The sequence below is a fragment of the Marinovum sedimenti genome (assembly GCF_054052205.1).
Genome location: NZ_CM133223.1, coordinates 2,086,613 through 2,105,049 on the forward strand (window position 1 = coordinate 2,086,613; position 18,437 = coordinate 2,105,049).

Sequence of the window (18,437 nt, forward strand, 5' to 3'; positions counted from 1 at the left end):
AATCGGCTCCGGGACGGTGACCACATGAAACGGTTTTCTGCCTTTAACGCGGTGTCGCTGACCCTTGGCTTCGCCTTCCTCTACTTGCCGATGATCATTCTGGTGATCTTTTCGTTCAACGCCTCCAAGCTGGTGACAGTTTGGGCCGGTTTCTCAACCAAATGGTACGCCGAATTGCTCCAGAACGAGGCGTTTCTCGATGCCGCCTGGGTCACCATCCGCGTCGCTGTCGTCAGTTCGTCCATCGCCACGGCCCTCGGCACGATGGCGGCCTATGTTTTGGTGCGCGCAGGTCGCTTTCATGGCCGCACGCTGTTCTCCGGCATGATCTATGCCCCGCTTGTCATGCCCGAGGTCATCACCGGGCTCTCGCTGCTCTTGCTGTTCATCGGCATCGGGCTCGACCGTGGCATCGTCACAATCATCCTCGCGCACACCACCTTTTCGATGTGCTACGTTTCTGTCGTGGTCTCCTCGCGCTTGGTCAGCTTTGACCGTTCTCTCGAAGAAGCCGCGCTTGATCTCGGCTGCACCCCGTTTGAGGCCTTCCGTCTTGTGACCTTGCCGATCATCGCGCCCGCTGTCCTTTCGGGCTGGTTGCTGGCCTTCACCCTGTCGCTGGATGATCTGGTGATCGCCTCGTTCACCGCCGGCCCCTCGGCCACGACCCTGCCGATCAAGATCTTCTCCGCTGTGCGCCTCGGTGTCTCGCCCGAGATCAACGCCCTGTCGACCATCATGATTGCCATCGTCACCGTCGGCGTCATCACCGCCTCCTTGGTGTCGAAACGCGCCAGTGTCCGACAGCAAGCCGACGAACAGGCCGCCCTGCGCACCTCCTGACCCCGCACAAGGGGGTCAGGTATTTCCGACCTTTCTTTTGCAGCGCGCTTTTGCCAATGTTTGCGAAAATCCGGTGCGCCCTGATGTAAACCGGCATAACATTACCCATATTCGTCGCAAGCATTTGCAATAGGGAGTTTGACATGTCCAATTTCGACACACAGTTGCGCGAAAGCCAGTCGCAGGTGGCCGAGACCCAATCCAAGATTTCCGAGATCACCAGCCGCATCGAAACCGCCCGCCAGAAGATGAAGGAAGGCACCGAGACTGACATCGATGTCGAAACCGCCACCCTTCAGGACGTGCACAATCATACCGAGGTGATGAACGCCAATATCGCCGAGCTGATCATGGGCCTCGACGATGTCACCGCCGCCTTTTCCCGCGATTTCGACGAGATGCGCTCAAAAACCGGCTGGGAGAGCTTTGTTGGGGTGTTCTCCAAGGGCCGGTCGGATGCCCTGCGCCAGGAGCGGATGAAAACCGCCAATATCGATGACAAGCTGCAAGACCTGATTGCCAAGTCTGACATCATCACCAAACTGCTGGAAAACCAGCTTGCGGTGTTGGAGGACCAGAAATCCAAGGTCGAAACCAACCTGACCGAAACGCTGGACGAGCGTGAAATGACGGTGGGCGAGCTGGAGGCCGTCAAGGCCGAGATCCTCGCGATGGATCCGCAGATCATCGCCCTGGAAAACAAGATCGCGGTCGAGCAAGACGCCAGTGCGCGCACCAAGCTGGAGACCGAACTGGCCGATCAAAACAAGGCCTATAACGCGTTGGTGCAGAGCGAACAGGTCAAGATGGCCAAGAGCCAGACGCTGGAACGCTATATCGAGAAAGGCAAAACCTGGGTCGATTCACTGCAAAATCAGGCGGCGACGCAGATGGTGCTGATCAACAAATTGCAGACCGACACCAAGCAACGCGTGGTGCTGTATGATGCGCTGACCAAATCGCTCAAAACCGCGCAGCAACAGGATGTGGCGCACCGGATCAACGAGATCGGCGTGAAAACCGATCAAGAGGCACAGACCGCGATGGCCGCCATTGGCTCCGCCACCAACCAAAAGATGGCCGATATGCTCGAGGCGCACGAGGATCACATGGTCTTTGCCCGCGATGTGCTTGAGGCCAAGGCCAAGGCCGACGAACGCTTTGCCCGCCGCTTTGCCGCGATTGTCGAAAAGCATGACAGCAATGCGTATGGTGGGTGATGTCTGATCTGGCCCGCCGTGTTCTTAGGGACTCCGGACACAGGTCTGGGTCTCGCGCAAGCCGCGTATCGCAGGGCCGTGGTGCGGCGGTCCAACGGGTGTTCGGAGCGCTTTATCTCGCAACATCCGTAAGAGCTGCGAGCAATGCGACGGTGGCGGCCATATCGCCGCTGTTCACGCGGTTGGCGCTTGGACCCGGCCGTTTCGCGGGTGGTAAGCTATGACGGGGCGCACGACGGACGCCGCCTCTGATCACAAAGGCCTCACCGACACCTTCGCCAGCCGGCGCTATTTCCAGAAGTTCGAGGCGATCACCGCCCATCTCGGCCGCGTGGCCGCCGTGATGGAAACCGAGGGCAGCCTGAGCCGCGAGGATGTGAAAATCCTCGCGCGCTATATCCGGGGCATCGCGTACACCTTCAAGGCGCTCAGCATGAAATACCTGCTGGTGGGCCGCGACACCGGGCAGTTCTTTGGCTCGCTCGCCATCGACGCGCACGAGAGCGGATTTCCGACGTTCCAAGAGCTGCTGGTGATGGCGAATGACGCCCAGCAGGCCGAGGCGCATCTGGAAAACATGCCCAGCGCGGCGGTGATGAAGGATCAGATGATCAGCCAGATCATCTCGGAGCAGACAATCCCGACCAAGCTGCAATTCGCCCTGTCGCAGCGCCTGTACTACGAAGAACTGCTGAGCGGCCACCTGTTCTGGGCCCGGATGGACCCGCGCGTTGATTGGGTCGAAGGCTTTGAAGGACGGCGCAAATATCGCATCCATTGGGCGGTCTATGACAGCCAGATCAACCTGCCGACGATCTATATCCTCGAGCTTGACGACACCGGCCGCACCGCCCTGCCCAAGGACGAACGCCGCTGGCCCGAGGTGCAACGCCATCTGATGGCGCAATCGCTGGGCGCGCTGAAACTGTTGACCATCGCCAAGGGCTTTGACGAGAGCTTTGACGATCTGCACCCCAAGCGCCTGCGCCGGTTTCACATCGGCCCGATGTATTCGCACGGTTTCACACGCCAGACCGGACCAATCCGCGATGTGCTGGCCGAGGCGAAATCGCCGCCGGGCGAAGACTGGACCCTGGCCTGGACCGCTGAAACGCTCGAAAGCGAGCGGGTCAAGGAAGAGCGCGCCGGGTGGTTTTCCACTGTCGAGCGTGAGGTCTTTGCGCTCGATCCGTTTTCGGGCCGCGGCGTCGACACCGGCGCGACCGACACCACCCGCGCCATCATCCTGCCCCAGCGGCCATTTCAGGTGCTGGCCGAGAAAAACCCGCCCGGTTTTGCCACTGTGCGCAAGTTTGTCGTCAGCCCCGGCGGGCGGGTTTTGTCTTATTAGACCGCACGTTAGACCGCACACCGGGCTGAGGCCCGACCTACAGTATTGCCCGTAGGCCGGGTTTACGCCCGGCACCGTTTGGAGAAAATGCATGAGCCAGACAACCGACCAGATGGAGCTGCGCGAAGACGATATCCGCAAGCATTACGCCGCTGCCACCGCGCTGCTCTCCGGCTTTGATCACACCCCGCGCATCGCCACGCCCCAGACTGCGCCCACGCAAGAGCGCTCCCCCGGCATTCCCGCCCGCCGGTCGCGGTTTCGCGCCACCACCCCCGGCCTCGCCACCCGCCGCAGCGCCGCCAAACACGGCGTTCACCTGCGCGATACGATCGAGGCCAGCGACGAAGACGCCCTCACCACCCCCCTGCAAGCCACCGCTCTGCACACCCTGCGCCGTGCCATCGCCGTGGCCCAAGCTGTTGGCGAAACCTACGCCGAGGCCACCGGTCTGACCGACCTCAAGCGCGCCAACCTTGAAAGCGCCCTGCCCGCCAATCGCAAAACCGAATTCGCCGAATTGCTCAGTGCCGAGGCGCTGATCACCGCCCACACATGGGCCAACGCCACCGCCTATCTGCTGTCGCCACACGCCACCGAAACCACTGTTGAGATCGCCGAGGTCGAGGAGCTGATCCCCGACAACGCCCAGATCGCCCTGCATGGCCTGCTGTGGGAGCTTGACCAAACCCTCACCACCCAAACCGCCGATGACGCGCATCTGATTGCCACGCTCACCGCCTTTGCCGAGCAGGTGATGGAGAAGGTCGCCCTGCGCGCCCAAACCGCCCCCCGCCTCGCCCCGTTTCAAAACGCAACCTGGCATGTTGAGGCCGACGACCTGACCCTGCGCGGCTTTACCCCCGCCACCAAAGCCAAATCCACCACGTTGACGATGACCTTCAAGAAACCCAACGAAGTCGTCGGCAACCACATCGCCAAGTACCAGGCGATGAAGCTGGCCAAGATGCTGATGGCTTATGATTTTACTCGCAAACTCAACCCCTTCGCCGATCTCGGCGGCTTTATCTTTACCTTCATGGGCGATGGCAAACCCGGCACCGGCAAGACCACGCTGATCCAGATGATGGCCGGGCTGATCCACGACTATTGCAAGGTCGCGGGCTATCCGTTCCGCTATCAGAACCTGTCGACCGACAATATCGACAGCTATCAGGGCAAGTCCGGCCAGAACGCCAAGGCCTTCATCAACACCATCCTCGATCCTGCGGTGATCGGCTTTGGCACCATCGACGATATCGACCAGCTTGCGGGCAAACGCGGCGACCGGCAGTCTTCGGCCGGTCAGCTCGAAATCACCGCCGTGTTGATGGAGAGCTTTGCCGGCGCCAACACCGTGGTGCGCGGCAATTGCACCTTCGGCATGTTCTCGAACTACCCCGAAAACGTCGACGACGCTCTGCGCCAACGCGCCGGCGCGCGGTTCCTTGTTGACGGGCCGCAAACCCGCGACGACTACATCGACATCCTCTACCTGCTGATGGGCAAAAACCACGCTATCCCCTTGGGCGACCACGAGGTTTTCTCAGCGCAAGAGATTAAGACGGCGGTCTCTGCCAGCTTTTCCGCCCACGCCCGCCCGCACGAAGAGGGGCTGTTGCAGGTCTTCGACCGGGTGCAATCGCGGGTTGGCGAGCTCGACACGATTGCCAAGATGGGCACCTATCTGAAGGGCATCCAAGAGGCCGACGAGCGGTTTACCGGCCGTGCCATCAAGAACATCACCGACGCGGTGAAAGTGCGGGCGATGGACTTTGAACTGCCCGACGAGTGGATGGAAAACCCCGAGCTGTTCCTGCTGCGCGACTACGAGACGAAGACGTCGATGATCTCCGAGTTGCGGGTGCCGGTGACGACGGAGATGGTGCTGCAAGAGATCAACCGCTACGCGGATTCCGAGTTCCGTTATGCTGACAAGTCGGATGAGGTGGCGATAGACACGCTGGTGCGCGACTATGGGCGGCAGGAAGAGGCCAAGCGGCGGTATTTGGAGGACAAAAGATGAGCCGAATTGCTTTTGCACGGAAGTTTGGAGCAGAACCGCACAACCCAAGAAATGCTTGGTCCTACATTAATCACGAAGAGCGGTTCGTCATGTTCGGAGCATGGTCACATGTTGAAGAGGATGGTCGCCAGCAGGTGTTCTCCGAGAGTTGGAAAAAGGACGCGAACGGACGTAAGCCAGCAAGCTACGGTCCATCCCTTCGGCACATAGAACATATACTAGAAGACGGATACACGCTGTACACGTTTCGCCAATACGCCGATCCTGACAGCCTAAGCGGAATTCCGAGAATTTCCAACTTTGATGAAATACGGGAGAAACGCAGTCTTAACGTCGTTGGGAGAGATTATTTCGCCGTTGAAGAATCGACTACCTCAGAAATGACCTCAGAAATCGAACCCACTCTATTCACGGAAGGCTTGAGGTTTGATGTGGTTCAAACTCATTTTGAACGAAATAGAGCGGCGCGCCAGAAATGCCTCGAACTACATGGTTCAGTTTGCAAGGTCTGCCATCTGAATTTTGAGGATGTATATGGAGAAATTGGGAAAGGTTTTATCCATATTCACCATATCGTTCCGGTCGCCCATAGGCGAACACAATACAAGCTCGATCCAAAAACCGACTTGATTCCCGTGTGTCCCAACTGCCACGCAATGTTGCACAAAAGAGTTTCTGACCCGTACTCTCCCGAAGAACTTCAAGATATTATGTTTAAGAAAAGTAAAAGTAGGTCATGAACCGCCTCATCCAATCCGGCCTCATGTTCGGCAACCTGATCCGCGTCGACTCCCCCGCGCTGATCGACCGCTACAACCGGGCCCTCAAACACCTCACCACCCGGCAAACCCAACTGCAAGAGTTCCACATCGACATCTCCGGCTTCTCCCCCGAGATCGGCGATGAACTCGACGACCCGCAGTACCTCAACCACAACGGCGTCAACCGACAGTTCATCCTGCTCACCACCGAGCAAAAGCAAGCGCCGCTGCTCAACGCCACTTTCTCGACCTCCCGCACCATCCTCAAAGACTTCATTAAAACCAACGAGGCCCAACTCTTTGCCCTCACCGCCCGCGATGCGGTGGCAGGCGAGCTGGTGAACTCTGTCTTCACCCTCACCACGCCGCAGCGCCTGTTTGATATCCGCAAGATCACCGTCGAGGCCGACACCACCGGCGGCACCCTGCGCGAGGCGCAAACGCTTGCGACAATGGTCGATGATTTCAAAACCCGCGAGGATGCGTGGTTTGACGACGTGCTGATCGCCAAGATGATCGGCACCGCCCAGCGCACCGGCGACATCATTCGCAATCCGGTGCTGCTCGACACCATGAGTTTTGAGCAACAGAACTTCTGGACCAGCCATTTCGGCGGCTGTTACCTGTTTCGCAAGGTCGACCACCCGGCGCTGATCACGGCGGGCGACAAAGACGCGCTGCAAGACCTGCCGATCAAGTATGTCTTCGACCTGAGCGACCGCAACCGCATCGCCAAGTTCTTTGACTACAACGATCTAGTCGAACCCATCGTCAAAGCCCCCGGCATCGACGCCGCCGCCATCCTACGGCAAAAGATGGATTTCATCGTCGTCGACGCGGCCCAAGACGCCGGCCTCGACCTGACCGGTGCCACAAGACGCGACATTCGCCACCTCGCCCGCCGCCACGCCGGCGACCTCCCCGAGGAATACCACGGGCTGAACAAACTGGTGCAATGGGCCGAGGGGTCGGGCCAGTGGCCGCGCATCGCCTCCGACCACCCGGCCTATTTCCTAAGCCTGCGTGCCGCCGACACCCCCGACCGCGATCTCGTCAACATGCTGCTCGCCGAACTGGCCCCGCGCGACATCCGCCAACTGTTCATCTGCCACAAGCAACTGTTCTACCAACTCTACCGCAGCTGGTCTGATACCAAACGCTCCTACATCGTCGACCTTTTGACCCGCGAGTATCAGGTAGACAAGGCAGGGGCGCGTGCCGCACTCTTTGGCCACGAGGCCCCGATGCAGGAAACCGCCCCCGCGCGCAGCACAAAACCCGCGCGGGTCGGCCCCTGGGGCCCGGCAACAGGAAGGTAGACCATGCTGGCATTCATCAAACTGTCGTTCATCGGCTTTGTCGTGCTGACAGTGGTTTACATCTGCCTGTCGCTCTACTCCCGCGCCGTGCGCCGCGACAAACTCGAAGCGGAATGGGACAGCGAAGCGATGCAAGGCGACGACGACGCCAAAGAAGCCTTCGTGCAAACCGGCCTCACCGACTATGACGGCTCATTGCGCCGCAAGCTCATCCTCGGGGTCTACATCGTGCCGGTCACCCTGATCATCGCCATCGTCTACTTCACCAATTTTCACTGACCCACAGGCGCGCACCACGTCCCTCTTCTTCTGTTTAAAAATACCTTCCGGGGGTCCGGGGGTGGAAAACCCCCGGCGGCCCGCCAAAAGCACCACCGCCAGCGGTTTCCAACCCGCCCCCAAAGCACTACATATCCTCCAAACCACGGGGTATCCGACATGCGTTACATCAAATGGCTTCTGATCCTGACCTTCTGGGTGCTGATCGGGGCGTTCTTTCACTACACTCTGCCACAGCACGATATCGCACGGATTTCCGATACGGAAACCCGCCGGGTCGATTTCGGCGAAAACTCGATTTTCTGGTCCAGCCCCGACAGCGGCAATGCCACCGGGCAGGTCAACCGCGACGTGTTCTTTATCCAGACGATCCGCGACAATGGCCGCCCGATGGTCTATCGCAACGAGGATACCGGCTGGGGCTGGCCGCCGTATTTCAAATTCGACACCGCCAATCTGCAAACCGAAGCCGCCGATCTGCGTTCGACCTCGGAAACCCCAAAATGGGTGGCGATCAAGCACTACGGCTGGCGCAATGAATTCCTGTCGATCTATCCCAACGCCGTCGATGTGCGCCGGGTGGACGACCCAGCGGCCACGATTATCCCCTGGACCAACATCATCGTTTTAACCCTCGTGGCGATCTTGTTCTGGGCGATCTACGTGCGCTGGCGGCGGTTCCGCATGGCGCGGATCGATCCGATGCTGTCAGACGTCGAAGAAGGCTTTGCCGATGCCTCAGACGCGGTCAAAGGCACCGGAAACCGAATGCGCGGCTGGTTTGGCGGCAAAAAGAAGGTTTAACCCTACAGGTCGGGTGCCAAGGTGCCCGACTAGACCACCCCTACCCCAAACCTGACCTGACCGAACCGGGCCGGAAGCCCAAAGCTCGGTCTAACCAGGTGTCAGTCGCGATCGACGAGCGGAACATAGGCCCGCTCATCCGGCCCGTTATACAGCGTCAGCGGCCGGATCAGGATGTTGCCGCGCTGCTGTTCAAGGCATTGCACCACCCACCCCGGCATCCGTCCGATGGCAAAGATCGGCACGTAGAGGTCCATCGGGATGCCGTGCAGCTGATAGATCACGCCAGAATAGAAATCGACGTTCACGTTAAGCCCGTGGCGGGCATAAGGCTTCATCGCCTCCACCACCGCCTGAAGGATCGCGTACCACTCCGGCGCGCCCTTTTCTTCGCCCAGCTTGCGCACACCTTCACGCATGTGACGCGCGCGCGGGTCTTCAGCGCGGTAAACCCGGTGTCCAAACCCCGTCACCGGCTCGCGCGCAGCGCGCTTGGCTTTGACATAGGCCGCGGCGTTCTCGGGCGTTCCGATCTCATGCACCATCTTCATCACATCCTCAGCCGCGCCACCGTGGGCAGGACCGGCAAGGGTGGACAGCGCGGTGACGATGGCACCGTGCAGATTGGCCTCGGTGCCCACGGTCACGCGGGCGGCAAAGCTCGAAGCGTTGGCACCGTGTTCGGCGTGCAGAATGAAATCCACATCGGCCAGCCGGGCGGCGGTGTCGCTCGGCTTTTCCCCGGTCAGCATCCACAGCCAATTGGCGGCGTGGCTCAGCGTCGGGTCGGGCGCGACCGGCGTGCGCCCATTGCGAATGGCCTCATGCGCGGCAACAATCATCGGCACCTGCGCCGTCAGCCGGATGCCGTTGCGCAGAAACGCCGCCTCGCCCACCTCACGGCTGTCTGCCTCCAAGGCTGCCAGAGCCGAGACTGCGGTGCGCAGCACGTCCATCGGATGGCCCTCTGCGGCACTGCGGATGACGTCATAGACCGGCGGCGGCAGGGTGCGGGCGTCCTTCAGCGCGGCGTCAAACTCCGCCAGCTGATCGGTACTCGGCAATTCGCCGTGGATCAGCAGGTAACAGACCTCCTCGAACGTCGAGTTTTCCGCCAGATCGTGGATGCTATAGCCGCGATACAACAGTTCGCCTTTGGAGCCGTCGATGTGACTGACGCCAGAGCGTTCGAAATAAATGCCCTTAAGGCCCCGGTTGATCTTCACGTCTTGGGTCATCATGGTTTCCTTTCAGGCAGCGGAGGTCGGTATGGCAGTTCTGGAACAGGCGTATGAAACGGCACGCGCGCGGCAGGCGCGGGTGGTCTTTCCCGAGATCGAAGATGCGCGGGTCGCTGCGGCCTGCGCAGAATTGCGCCGCGACGGGCTGGCAGAACCGGTCGCCTTGGCCGAAGTGTCAGAAGCGCAGATTGCCGCGCTGGTGGCCAATCGCGGGATGAAAGAGGGCATCGCCCGGCGGATGCTGGCACGGCCGCTGATCCGGGCGGCGGCAATGGTCGCGGCGGGGGAGGCCGATGCGATGGTCGCCGGTGCCGACAGCCCGACCGCCAAGGTGATCGAAGCCGCCGGGCTGGCGATTGGATTGGCGCCCGAGGTCAGCCTGCCGTCATCGTTTTTCCTGATGGTGTTTCCGGACGGGCGCGAAATGGTGTTTGCCGATTGCGCCGTAAACGTTGCCCCCGATGCCGCCGGGCTGGCGGCGATTGCCCGCGCTTCGGCAGCCTCTTGCGACGCACTGATCGGCCCGGCGCATGTGGCGCTGTTGTCGTTCTCCACCGCCGCGAGCGGCACAGGCCCGAGCGTCGAGGCGGTGCGCGCCGCTGCCGAGGCCACGGGATACACCGGCCCGATCCAGGCAGATGCGGCGCTGAACGCTGGCATCGCGGCAAAAAAGGGGTTGGGCGCGGGCAATGCCAATGTGCTTATCTTTCCATCGTTGGATGCGGGGAATATCGCCTACAAACTGGCGCAAGAGCTGGCGGGCGCACAGGCCATCGGGCCGTTCCTGCAAGGCTTTCGCCGCCCGGTCTGTGACCTGAGCCGCGGCGCAACGGTGGCGGATATCGTGGCCGCCACCGCCGTAACACTCGCTCTGAGCTAGACGGAGCCAAATTTCATCATGAAATTTGCAAATTCCGTCGACGGAATTTTGCCCGCCTAGACCTTCTGTTCGCGCATATCTGCGGCGTCGATCCCGGCGACAGACACCGGTTTCTTCATCGCATCGCGGCGGAATGGCTCGCCCAGTTCCTGATTGATCAGCGCCTCAATCAGCGTGGTTTTGCCGTTCTGCATCTGGTCCTTGATCGCGGTGGCCAGCGCGGTGGTCAGCTCTTCCATCGATTTGGTCTGCACCCCTTGCAAGCCGCACGCCTTGGCGATCCCGGCATAGCTCACGCCATCGTCCAGCTCGGTGCCGACAAAGTTGTCCTCGTACCACAGCGTCGAATTGCGCTTTTCCGCGCCCCACTGATAGTTGCGGAACACCACCATCGTGACCGGCGGCCATTCCTCGCGCCCAATCGCCGTCAGCTCGGTCACCGCGATGCCAAAGGCACCGTCACCGGCAAAGCCCACCACCGGCACATCCGGGCAGCCGATCTTGGCCCCGATGATCGCCGGCAGCCCATACCCACACGGCCCAAACAGACCGGGTGCGAGGTACTTCCGCCCCTGCTCAAAGCTTGGATACGCGTTGCCGATGGCGCAGTTGTTGCCAATGTCGGACGAAATGATCGCCTCACGCGGCAGCGCGCTTTGGATCGCGCGCCAGGCCATGCGGGGCGACATCCAGTCGGGCTTGTCCTTGCGGGCGCGTTCGTTCCACGAGGTGCCCGGATCGTCATCCTCATGGTCCATCGAGGCAAGTTGCTGCGCCCAGGCGCTCTTGGTCTGGATGATCAGGCTTTCGCGGTCCTTGCGGCCTTCGTCACCCGCGCTATCGGCCAGTTGCCCCATGATCCCCTGCGCCACCTTTTTGGCGTCGCCCACAATGCCGACCGAGACCTTCTTGGTCAGGCCGATGCGATCCGGATTGATGTCGACCTGAATGATCTTGGCGTCCTTGGGCCAGTAATCGATGCCATAGCCCGGCAGGGTCGAGAACGGGTTCAGCCGCGTGCCGAGGCAGAGCACCACATCCGCCTTCGAGATCAGCTCCATCCCAGCCTTTGAGCCGTTATAGCCCAGCGGCCCGGCAAACAGCGGGTGCGAGCCGGGGAAAGCGTCGTTGTGCTGATAGCCAACGCAAACCGGCGCAGACAGCCGTTCGGCCAGCATCATCGAGTCGTCGATGGCGTTGGCCAAAACCACGCCCGCACCATTGAGGATCACCGGAAACTTCGCCTCCGACAGCAGTTTCGCCGCCTCGGCAATCGCGGTTTCGCCACCGGCGGGGCGTTCGAATTCCACCACCTCGGGCAGGTCGATATCAATCACCTGCGTCCAGTAATCGCGCGGCACGTTGATCTGTGCCGGGGCGCTGGCGCGGTGCGCGTTCAGGATCACCCGGTTGAGCACTTCGGCGATGCGCGACGGGTCACGCACCTCTTCCTGATAGGCCACCATATCCTCGAACAGTTTCATCTGCTCGACCTCTTGGAACCCGCCCATGCCAATTGATTTGTTGGCCGCTTGCGGCGTGACCAGCAACAGCGGCGTGTGGTTCCAATAGGCGGTTTTGACGGCGGTAACGAAGTTGGTGATGCCGGGGCCGTTCTGGGCAATCATCATGCTCATCTTGCCGCAAGCACGGGTATAGCCATCGGCCATCATCCCGCCCGACCCTTCGTGCGCGCAATCCCAGAACTGGATGCCCGCCTTGGGAAACAGGTCCGAAATCGGCATGAACGCCGAACCGATGATGCCAAAGGCGTGTTCAATCCCGTGGCGCTGGAGCACTTTCACAAAGGCTTCTTCGGTGGTCATTTTCATCGACGGCAACTCCTGAGACTTCTGCGGCACGGGGGCTCTGTGGCCCGGCCATTTGGGCGCAGGCTAGTGCTTTGCCGCGCCGAGCGATAGGGCCAAAGCACCGGGCGGAATAAGTCCAGACGCCACCACCGGCTGGCCGCGATGCCAGTGCCCTCAGCGCCCCTGCTGCGCCAACAGGTCATCCACCGTCCGGCCCCAGGCATCCCAGTTCAGCCGCGTCTCGTATTCCTGCCGCGACGTGCGGCGCAGCTCTTCATAAGCCTGCGGCGCGTCAAGATAGGCGCTCACACAGTCCAAAAACGCCTCAGGCCCAGACCCAAGCGGCAAGGCGTGGCCATTCACCCCCTCACGCACCGGCACCCCGCCAATGCGCAGACACAGCGACGGCAGGCCATAGGCCGAGGCCTCGCAAAAGGCGAAGCCGTAGCTCTCAAAAGACGGCTGAAACAGGAAATGCGCCCGGCGCTTCACGGCTTCAAAACGGGCCATCTCTTCGGGCCGGGATTTGTCGATCACACCGTGCAGTTCCACGAAATCGCCCTGATGTTCGGCGGGCGGATCCACCCCGATCACGTCAAGCCGCGCATCCAGCCCTTTGGCGCGCATCTGGGTGATCGTTTCAAACACCAGCGGCCCACCTTTGGCGTACCAATCCCGCCCCACCAGCGCAAAGCGGATCGGCGCGCCCCGGCTTATTGCAGGGGCGACATCGCTGGGCCGGGGGTCCGACACATTCGCCCCCCAAGGCACCACAAGCGACCGCTCCGGCGCGAGGCCATAAAGGCTGTCTGCCCCGGATTTAAGCCATTCCGTCGGCCAGAGCAGCAGATCGGCATTGCGAAACACCTGCCGCTCTGCGCGCAGGATCACCGGATCAAGCAGCCGCGACATCCGCATATAAGAGCCAAAAGACGCCCCCACCTCTGAGCGCTTGTAGGTCGTCGGGGTGGCATCCGAGGTATAGACCGAAAACACCCCCGGCGGCAGGCGCAACCCGGCCATGGAGTGAAACGAATAGGCGCCAAACAGCACGTCATACCGCCCCTGCGTCACCTGCGACTGGATCGCCGGGGCAATCAGCCGCGACAGCCCCAGCTGCATCCGCCACAGCGCCCGAATGGTGACAGACTCGGGCAGGGCCACAATCATCCGCCGCAGCAGATCAAGCCGCCCCCAGCCCGGATCAAGCAGGGTCACATCGCCGACATGCTCCTGCAACGCATCGAAAATACGTGCGTTACCGCCGGAATACGTCAGCGGGTCCTGCGGAGACAAATCGCAGAGATAGGCTATCTTGCGGCGGTGTGGCACGGCTTTCCAATTACGTGAGGTCACCCTGGGCGCAAAACTGGCCAAGACCCCACCAAAGTACAACCCCCAAAAACCAGTCTGCGTGGAAATTCAGGGACTTGTGTCATAGGGAAGTCAGGGGCTTACGTCACGGGGCAGTTGGTAACGTGCGTTGCGGGGCAGTTACCGATTTGCATTAGGGGCAGCCGCAACAGCGGTGCATCGCCCAAAGACGGGGCGCGCATGCGGGGCAGTTTGCCATTGCGCGGCGGACGGGTAAACTTGGGGCTGGCCTAAAACTTGCCCCATTCCCTTGGTAGGCTGCGCCAGTTGCAACAAAAGACCCGCTGATGCCCAATTTACTGGCAAATCTTATGCTGGCCTTATGGCCAATCGTGACAGTGATCCTGTTTCGCCGCCTGCCCTTGCCGCAGGCGCTGCTGGTGGCGTTGATCACCGCCTTCCTGATACTGCCCCCGCCCCCCGCCGCGTTTGACTTTCCGCTGCTGCCGCCGTTGCACAAACACTCGATCCCGGCGCTGGCCGCGCTGGTGATGGCCCTGCTGATCTATGGGCTGCGCAAATCGATCCTGCCCGACACGCTGCTGGGCAAGGTGCTGATGCTGACGTTTATCCTGTCGCCCATCATCACCGTCGCCACCAACACCGAGCTGGTGCGCTGGGGCGATGCGCTGGTTTTGCCGGGGTTGCTGATCACCGATGCGATTGCGCTGACCCTGACGCAAATCCTGATCTTCATCCCCTTCGTTCTCGCCCGGCAATACCTGGTCGAGGCCGCGTCGCAACGGCTGTTGCTGGTGGTTTTGATGTGGTCCGGGCTGGCCTATAGCATCCCGTCGCTGATGGAAGTGCGGATGTCGCCGCAGCTTAACATCTGGATTTACGGCTATTTTCAGCATGAGTTCGCCCAGACCTACCGCTTTGGCGGCTGGCGGCCGACGGTGTTCCTCTATCACGGCATCTGGCTGGCGTTCTTTGCGATGATGGCGCTGACCTCGGCGGCGGCGCTGTTGAAGTTCGAGACCGGGCGCAAGATGATGTTCACCGCGATCACCCTCTGGCTTGGCGTCTGCCTTGTGCTGTTCAAATCGCTCGGCGCGATGCTGTTTGCGGTGATCCTGATCCCGGTGGTGCTGTTGTTTGGCGTGCGCTCACAGCTCAAGATCGCGGCGCTCCTGGCGGTTTTGGCGATTGGCTATCCGGTGCTGAAAGCCGTCGATCAGATCCCCACCGAACAGATGCTCGCCGCCGCGGGCAGCATTGATCCCGACCGCGCGGCCTCGCTGCTGTTTCGGTTCCAGAACGAGGATATGCTGCTTGACCGGGCCTATGAAAAGCCGCTGTTTGGCTGGGGAAGCTGGGGCCGGAACCTGATTTACAACGATGTGACCGGCGCGCTGGAAACCATCAGCGACGGGCGTTGGATCATCGTCATGGGGCAATACGGCTGGCTTGGCTTTCTGGCCGAATTCGGGCTGCTGGTCCTGCCCATCTTCTTGCTTTGGCGCGAAATGCTGGCGCGTAAAACCGAAGAGATTTCGCCCTATATCGGCCCGCTGACCCTGCTTTTGGCGGTCAATGCGGTGGAACTGGTGCCCAATGCGACGCTCACGCCGCTGACCTGGCTTTTGTCGGGCGCGCTGATGGGCTACGCAGAGACTCTGCGAAGCGAGCGGCTCCGTTTGGCAGAGAGTAAATTGCGCCGCAAAGCCGGGCGGTTTGCCCTGCGCTGGCGTCCTGTGATGGAGTAATTAGTGTCTCGTTACCGCGTTCTTGCCATTGCCGAGGCGGCCAACCCGGACTGGGTTTCCGTGCCTCTGGTGGGCTGGTCACTGGCGCATGCCCTGCGCGATGTGGCCGATGTGCATCTTGTCACCCATATCCGCAACCGCGACGCCATCCTGAAGGCGGGCTATGTCGAGGGGCGCGACGTCACCTTTATCGACAGCGACAGCATTGCGCGCCCGCTGTGGCGGATTGGCGAAATGCTGCGCATGGGCCAGGGCAAGGGCTGGACTATGGTGCAGGCGCTCAACGCGCTGGCCTATCCGCATTTTGAAAAGCTGGTGTGGCGGGAATTTGGCGATGCGATCAACGCGGGCAAATATGACATTGTGCACCGCATCACCCCGCTCAGCCCAACGATTTCCAGCCCGATTGCCCGGCTTTGTGCCGGGGCCGAGGTGCCGTTTGTCCTGGGGCCGCTCAATGGCGGTGTGCCTTGGCCTGAGGGGTTCAACTCCGAGCGGTTGCGCGAACGCGAAGTCCTGAGCTATCTGCGGTCGGCCTATCGCTATTTGCCCGGTCGGGCGCGGACCCTGCGCCACGCGGCGGCCATTCTCACCGGGTCGCGCCATACACAATCCGAGATCCCCGAAGCGTATCATGGCAAAACCGTCTATCTGCCGGAAAACGCGGTTGATCCCACCCGGTTTTCCCGCCTGTCCCGCCCCGGCACGCGGCCGCTGCGCGCCTGCTTTATTGGCCGCATGGTGCCGTACAAAGGGCCGGATATGTTGCTGGCGGCGGCGGCGCCTCTGCTGCAATCAGGCGCGTTAACGCTTGATATGATCGGGGACGGCCCGATGATGAAAGACCTGCGGGCGCAGGTGGCCGATGAGGGCATCGAGCACGCAGTCACCTTCCACGGATGGTTGCCACATGACGAGGTCGAGGCGGTGGCGGCGCGTTGCCATATGCTCACCTTCCCGTCGATCCGCGAATTTGGCGGCGGTGTGGTGCTTGAGGCGATGGCGCTCGGACTGGTGCCGATGATCGTGGATTATGCCGGGCCCGGCGAACTGGTGACACCCGCGACCGGCATCAAGGTGCCGATTGGCCCGCGCGCCGCGATCATCAAGGGGTTTCGCACGGCGCTAAAGGCGGCTGTGGCCGATCCAGCCCAGCTGATTCCGATGTCCGAGGCCGCGCGCCTGCGGGTGCAGGATCACTTTACCTGGCAGGCCAAGGCGCGGCAGGTGTCACAGATCTACGATTGGGTAAGCGGGGCGGTGCAAACCCGTCCGGATCTGTTCGATCCAATCCAGCGACCCAGCGTTAAACCTGTCCCAGCAGCCAGATAACCAGCCCGGCGCTGGCCGCGATTGTGGCGTATCCCGCCGCCAGCCAAAGCCCATCGCGCACCATGAGGCCAAAGGCCAGCAGCGACAGCGCAAGCGCGCCAATTGACGTGACCATCGGCAGGATCTCAAGCACCGGCCATGTCACGGCCACGGCAATGATCACCAGCTTGGTCACAAGCACCATTGGCGGGATCGTCAACACGCGAAACCGCTTGCGCGCGTGGCCATCCACCCAGTCGGCCGCGGGCCTGAACCAGTCGATGGCCTTGGCCAGACGCTCGCCCGATATCGATCGGCGCAGCAGGACTTGCGGCAACCAGATATGTTTGTGCCCCACCAGCCATTGCGCGGTGATCAGCACGATCAGACAGGCCCCGATGGTCGGCACGCCCGGAATGCCAGACACCGGCGTGATCAGCAGGACCGAGATCAACAGCACCAGCGGCGCATAAGATCGGTCGCCGACCTCGGCCAGCATGTCCTGCACCGAAACCTTGTCCGAGGTGTCTTCTTCCGGGCGAATGGCGGTGAGCAAGGCACCGAGGCTGCGGGGCGGTGTCATCTGTCGCGCTCGTCCGCCAAAAGGGCCCGCAGGCCCGCGCGGTAATCAGAATATATCAGTGTCACGCCCAGCTCCTGTTTGATCCGATCGTTTCTCACCCGCTTGCTTTCGGCATAAAAGCTGCGGGCCATCGGAGTCATCTCAGCCTGTTGAAATGGCGTGGCGGGAGGAATTGGCAAGTCCAGAAGCGCGGCGGCATAGGCGATGACGTCCTGCGGCGGGGCGGGATCATCGTCACACAGGTTATAGATCGCCCCCGGATCGGGCTGCGCAACCGAGGCTTTCAGCACCTGCGCAATATCCTCGACGTGAATGCGGCTGAACACCTGCCCCGGCTTAATGATACGCCGGGCCGTGCCCTTGCGCACCTTGGCAAAGGGTCCGCGCCCGGGGCCATAGATGCCCGCAAGGCGGAAAATATGCAGCGGAAGGCCGGGGATGGCCTGCCACTCGGCCTCGGCCTGCGCGCGCATCTCACCCCGGCGGGTTGAGGGGGCAAGAGGGGTGTCCTCGTCCACCCAGCCGCCTTGATGGTCGCCGTAGACGCCGGTGGTCGAAAGATACCCCACCCATTTGAACTGCCCGGCCCGCGCGGCAATCTCGTCTGCGAGCTGGGCCAGCACCGGGTCGCCGTCCTCATTTGGTCCGGCAGAGATCAGCAGATGGTCGGCCGCGTCCAGCGCGGCGCGCATGTCGTCGCCGGGAAACAGCAGCGGCTCTATCCCGGTTTCGGCCAGTGCGGGCTGGTTTTCTGCGGTGCGCGTGGTGCCAATCACCCGCCAGTCGGCGGGGGGCAAAAGGCGGGCAAAGGCGCGGGCGCTATAGCCGTGGCCGAATGAAAGGAGTGTATGGGTCATGGGTGCAAATTGTGCCGGTCGGCGGAGAAGCGCAAGCCATTCGGCGCCCGCTCGCCTATGCGCGTATG

16 protein-coding genes are annotated in these 18,437 nt (G+C 61.6%); 11 read left to right on the plus strand and 5 right to left on the minus strand.

Annotated elements, in window-relative coordinates; genetic code table 11:
- Positions 1-24 precede the first annotated feature (24 nt).
- The 8 genes from ACW9UO_RS10120 (at position 25) to ACW9UO_RS10155 (ending at position 8,603) form a co-directional block, all read left to right on the plus strand.
- The gene (locus ACW9UO_RS10120; RefSeq protein ID WP_457085692.1) at positions 25-843 is read left to right on the plus strand and encodes an ABC transporter permease; all 819 of its coding nucleotides are present in this window, start codon (positions 25-27) and stop codon (positions 841-843) included.
- A 143-nt stretch (positions 844-986) separates the two neighbouring features.
- Positions 987-2,063 (plus strand): coiled-coil domain-containing protein, encoded by a 1,077-nt coding sequence (locus ACW9UO_RS10125; protein ID WP_457085693.1) that lies wholly within the window; start codon positions 987-989, stop codon positions 2,061-2,063.
- A 220-nt stretch (positions 2,064-2,283) separates the two neighbouring features.
- Entirely contained in the window at positions 2,284-3,414 is a 1,131-nt protein-coding gene (locus tag ACW9UO_RS10130) for a hypothetical protein (protein ID WP_457085694.1), read from the plus strand.
- Between the two features lie 91 nt (positions 3,415-3,505).
- Positions 3,506-5,440 (plus strand): AAA family ATPase, encoded by a 1,935-nt coding sequence (locus tag ACW9UO_RS10135; protein WP_457085695.1) that lies wholly within the window; start codon positions 3,506-3,508, stop codon positions 5,438-5,440.
- A complete protein-coding gene (locus tag ACW9UO_RS10140; RefSeq protein WP_457085696.1) occupies positions 5,437-6,180 on the plus strand; it encodes an HNH endonuclease in 744 nt (247 codons plus the stop codon). The genes ACW9UO_RS10135 and ACW9UO_RS10140 overlap by 4 nt, the downstream gene beginning before the upstream one ends.
- Entirely contained in the window at positions 6,177-7,520 is a 1,344-nt protein-coding gene (locus ACW9UO_RS10145) for a DUF6638 family protein (RefSeq protein ID WP_457085697.1), read from the plus strand. Before ACW9UO_RS10140 ends, ACW9UO_RS10145 begins: the two co-directional genes overlap by 4 nt.
- Positions 7,521-7,523: 3 nt before the next feature.
- Positions 7,524-7,799 carry a hypothetical protein gene (locus ACW9UO_RS10150; RefSeq protein ID WP_457085698.1) on the plus strand — a complete coding sequence of 92 codons (276 nt, stop codon included), beginning with the start codon at positions 7,524-7,526 and terminating at the stop codon, positions 7,797-7,799.
- Between the two features lie 159 nt (positions 7,800-7,958).
- Entirely contained in the window at positions 7,959-8,603 is a 645-nt protein-coding gene (locus ACW9UO_RS10155; RefSeq protein WP_457085699.1) for a DUF1523 family protein, read from the plus strand.
- A gap of 101 nt (positions 8,604-8,704) precedes the next feature.
- On the opposite strand, the gene ACW9UO_RS10160 is transcribed toward ACW9UO_RS10155, so the two are convergent.
- Positions 8,705-9,844 (minus strand): citrate synthase, encoded by a 1,140-nt coding sequence (locus ACW9UO_RS10160; RefSeq protein ID WP_457085700.1) that lies wholly within the window; start codon positions 9,842-9,844, stop codon positions 8,705-8,707.
- Positions 9,845-9,872: 28 nt separating this feature from the next.
- On the opposite strand from ACW9UO_RS10160, the gene ACW9UO_RS10165 reads away from it, so the two are divergent.
- Complete coding sequence (locus ACW9UO_RS10165) at positions 9,873-10,724, plus strand: phosphate acyltransferase (protein ID WP_457085701.1); 852 nt, start codon at positions 9,873-9,875, stop codon at positions 10,722-10,724.
- 56 nt (positions 10,725-10,780) lie between these two features.
- Here the strand turns inward: ACW9UO_RS10165 and xsc are convergent, their stop codons facing one another.
- Positions 10,781-12,556: a sulfoacetaldehyde acetyltransferase gene (xsc, locus tag ACW9UO_RS10170; RefSeq protein ID WP_457085702.1), complete on the minus strand. Its 1,776-nt coding sequence runs from the start codon at positions 12,554-12,556 to the stop codon at positions 10,781-10,783.
- Between the two features lie 153 nt (positions 12,557-12,709).
- A complete protein-coding gene (locus ACW9UO_RS10175; protein WP_457085703.1) occupies positions 12,710-13,831 on the minus strand; it encodes a glycosyltransferase family 4 protein in 1,122 nt (373 codons plus the stop codon).
- 365 nt (positions 13,832-14,196) lie between these two features.
- On the opposite strand from ACW9UO_RS10175, the gene ACW9UO_RS10180 reads away from it, so the two are divergent.
- The gene (locus ACW9UO_RS10180) at positions 14,197-15,618 is read left to right on the plus strand and encodes a hypothetical protein (protein ID WP_457085704.1); all 1,422 of its coding nucleotides are present in this window, start codon (positions 14,197-14,199) and stop codon (positions 15,616-15,618) included.
- A 3-nt stretch (positions 15,619-15,621) separates the two neighbouring features.
- Positions 15,622-16,950, plus strand: a complete 1,329-nt coding sequence (locus ACW9UO_RS10185) for a glycosyltransferase family 4 protein (RefSeq protein WP_457085705.1) — start codon at positions 15,622-15,624, stop codon at positions 16,948-16,950.
- On the opposite strand, the gene ACW9UO_RS10190 is transcribed toward ACW9UO_RS10185, so the two are convergent.
- Positions 16,925-17,512 carry an exopolysaccharide biosynthesis protein gene (locus ACW9UO_RS10190; RefSeq protein WP_457085706.1) on the minus strand — a complete coding sequence of 196 codons (588 nt, stop codon included), beginning with the start codon at positions 17,510-17,512 and terminating at the stop codon, positions 16,925-16,927. The two genes, ACW9UO_RS10185 and ACW9UO_RS10190, sit on opposite strands and share 26 nt — an antisense overlap.
- Positions 17,509-18,369 carry an SDR family oxidoreductase gene (locus ACW9UO_RS10195; protein WP_457085707.1) on the minus strand — a complete coding sequence of 287 codons (861 nt, stop codon included), beginning with the start codon at positions 18,367-18,369 and terminating at the stop codon, positions 17,509-17,511. Before ACW9UO_RS10195 ends, ACW9UO_RS10190 begins: the two co-directional genes overlap by 4 nt.
- Positions 18,370-18,437: the final 68 nt, after the last annotated feature.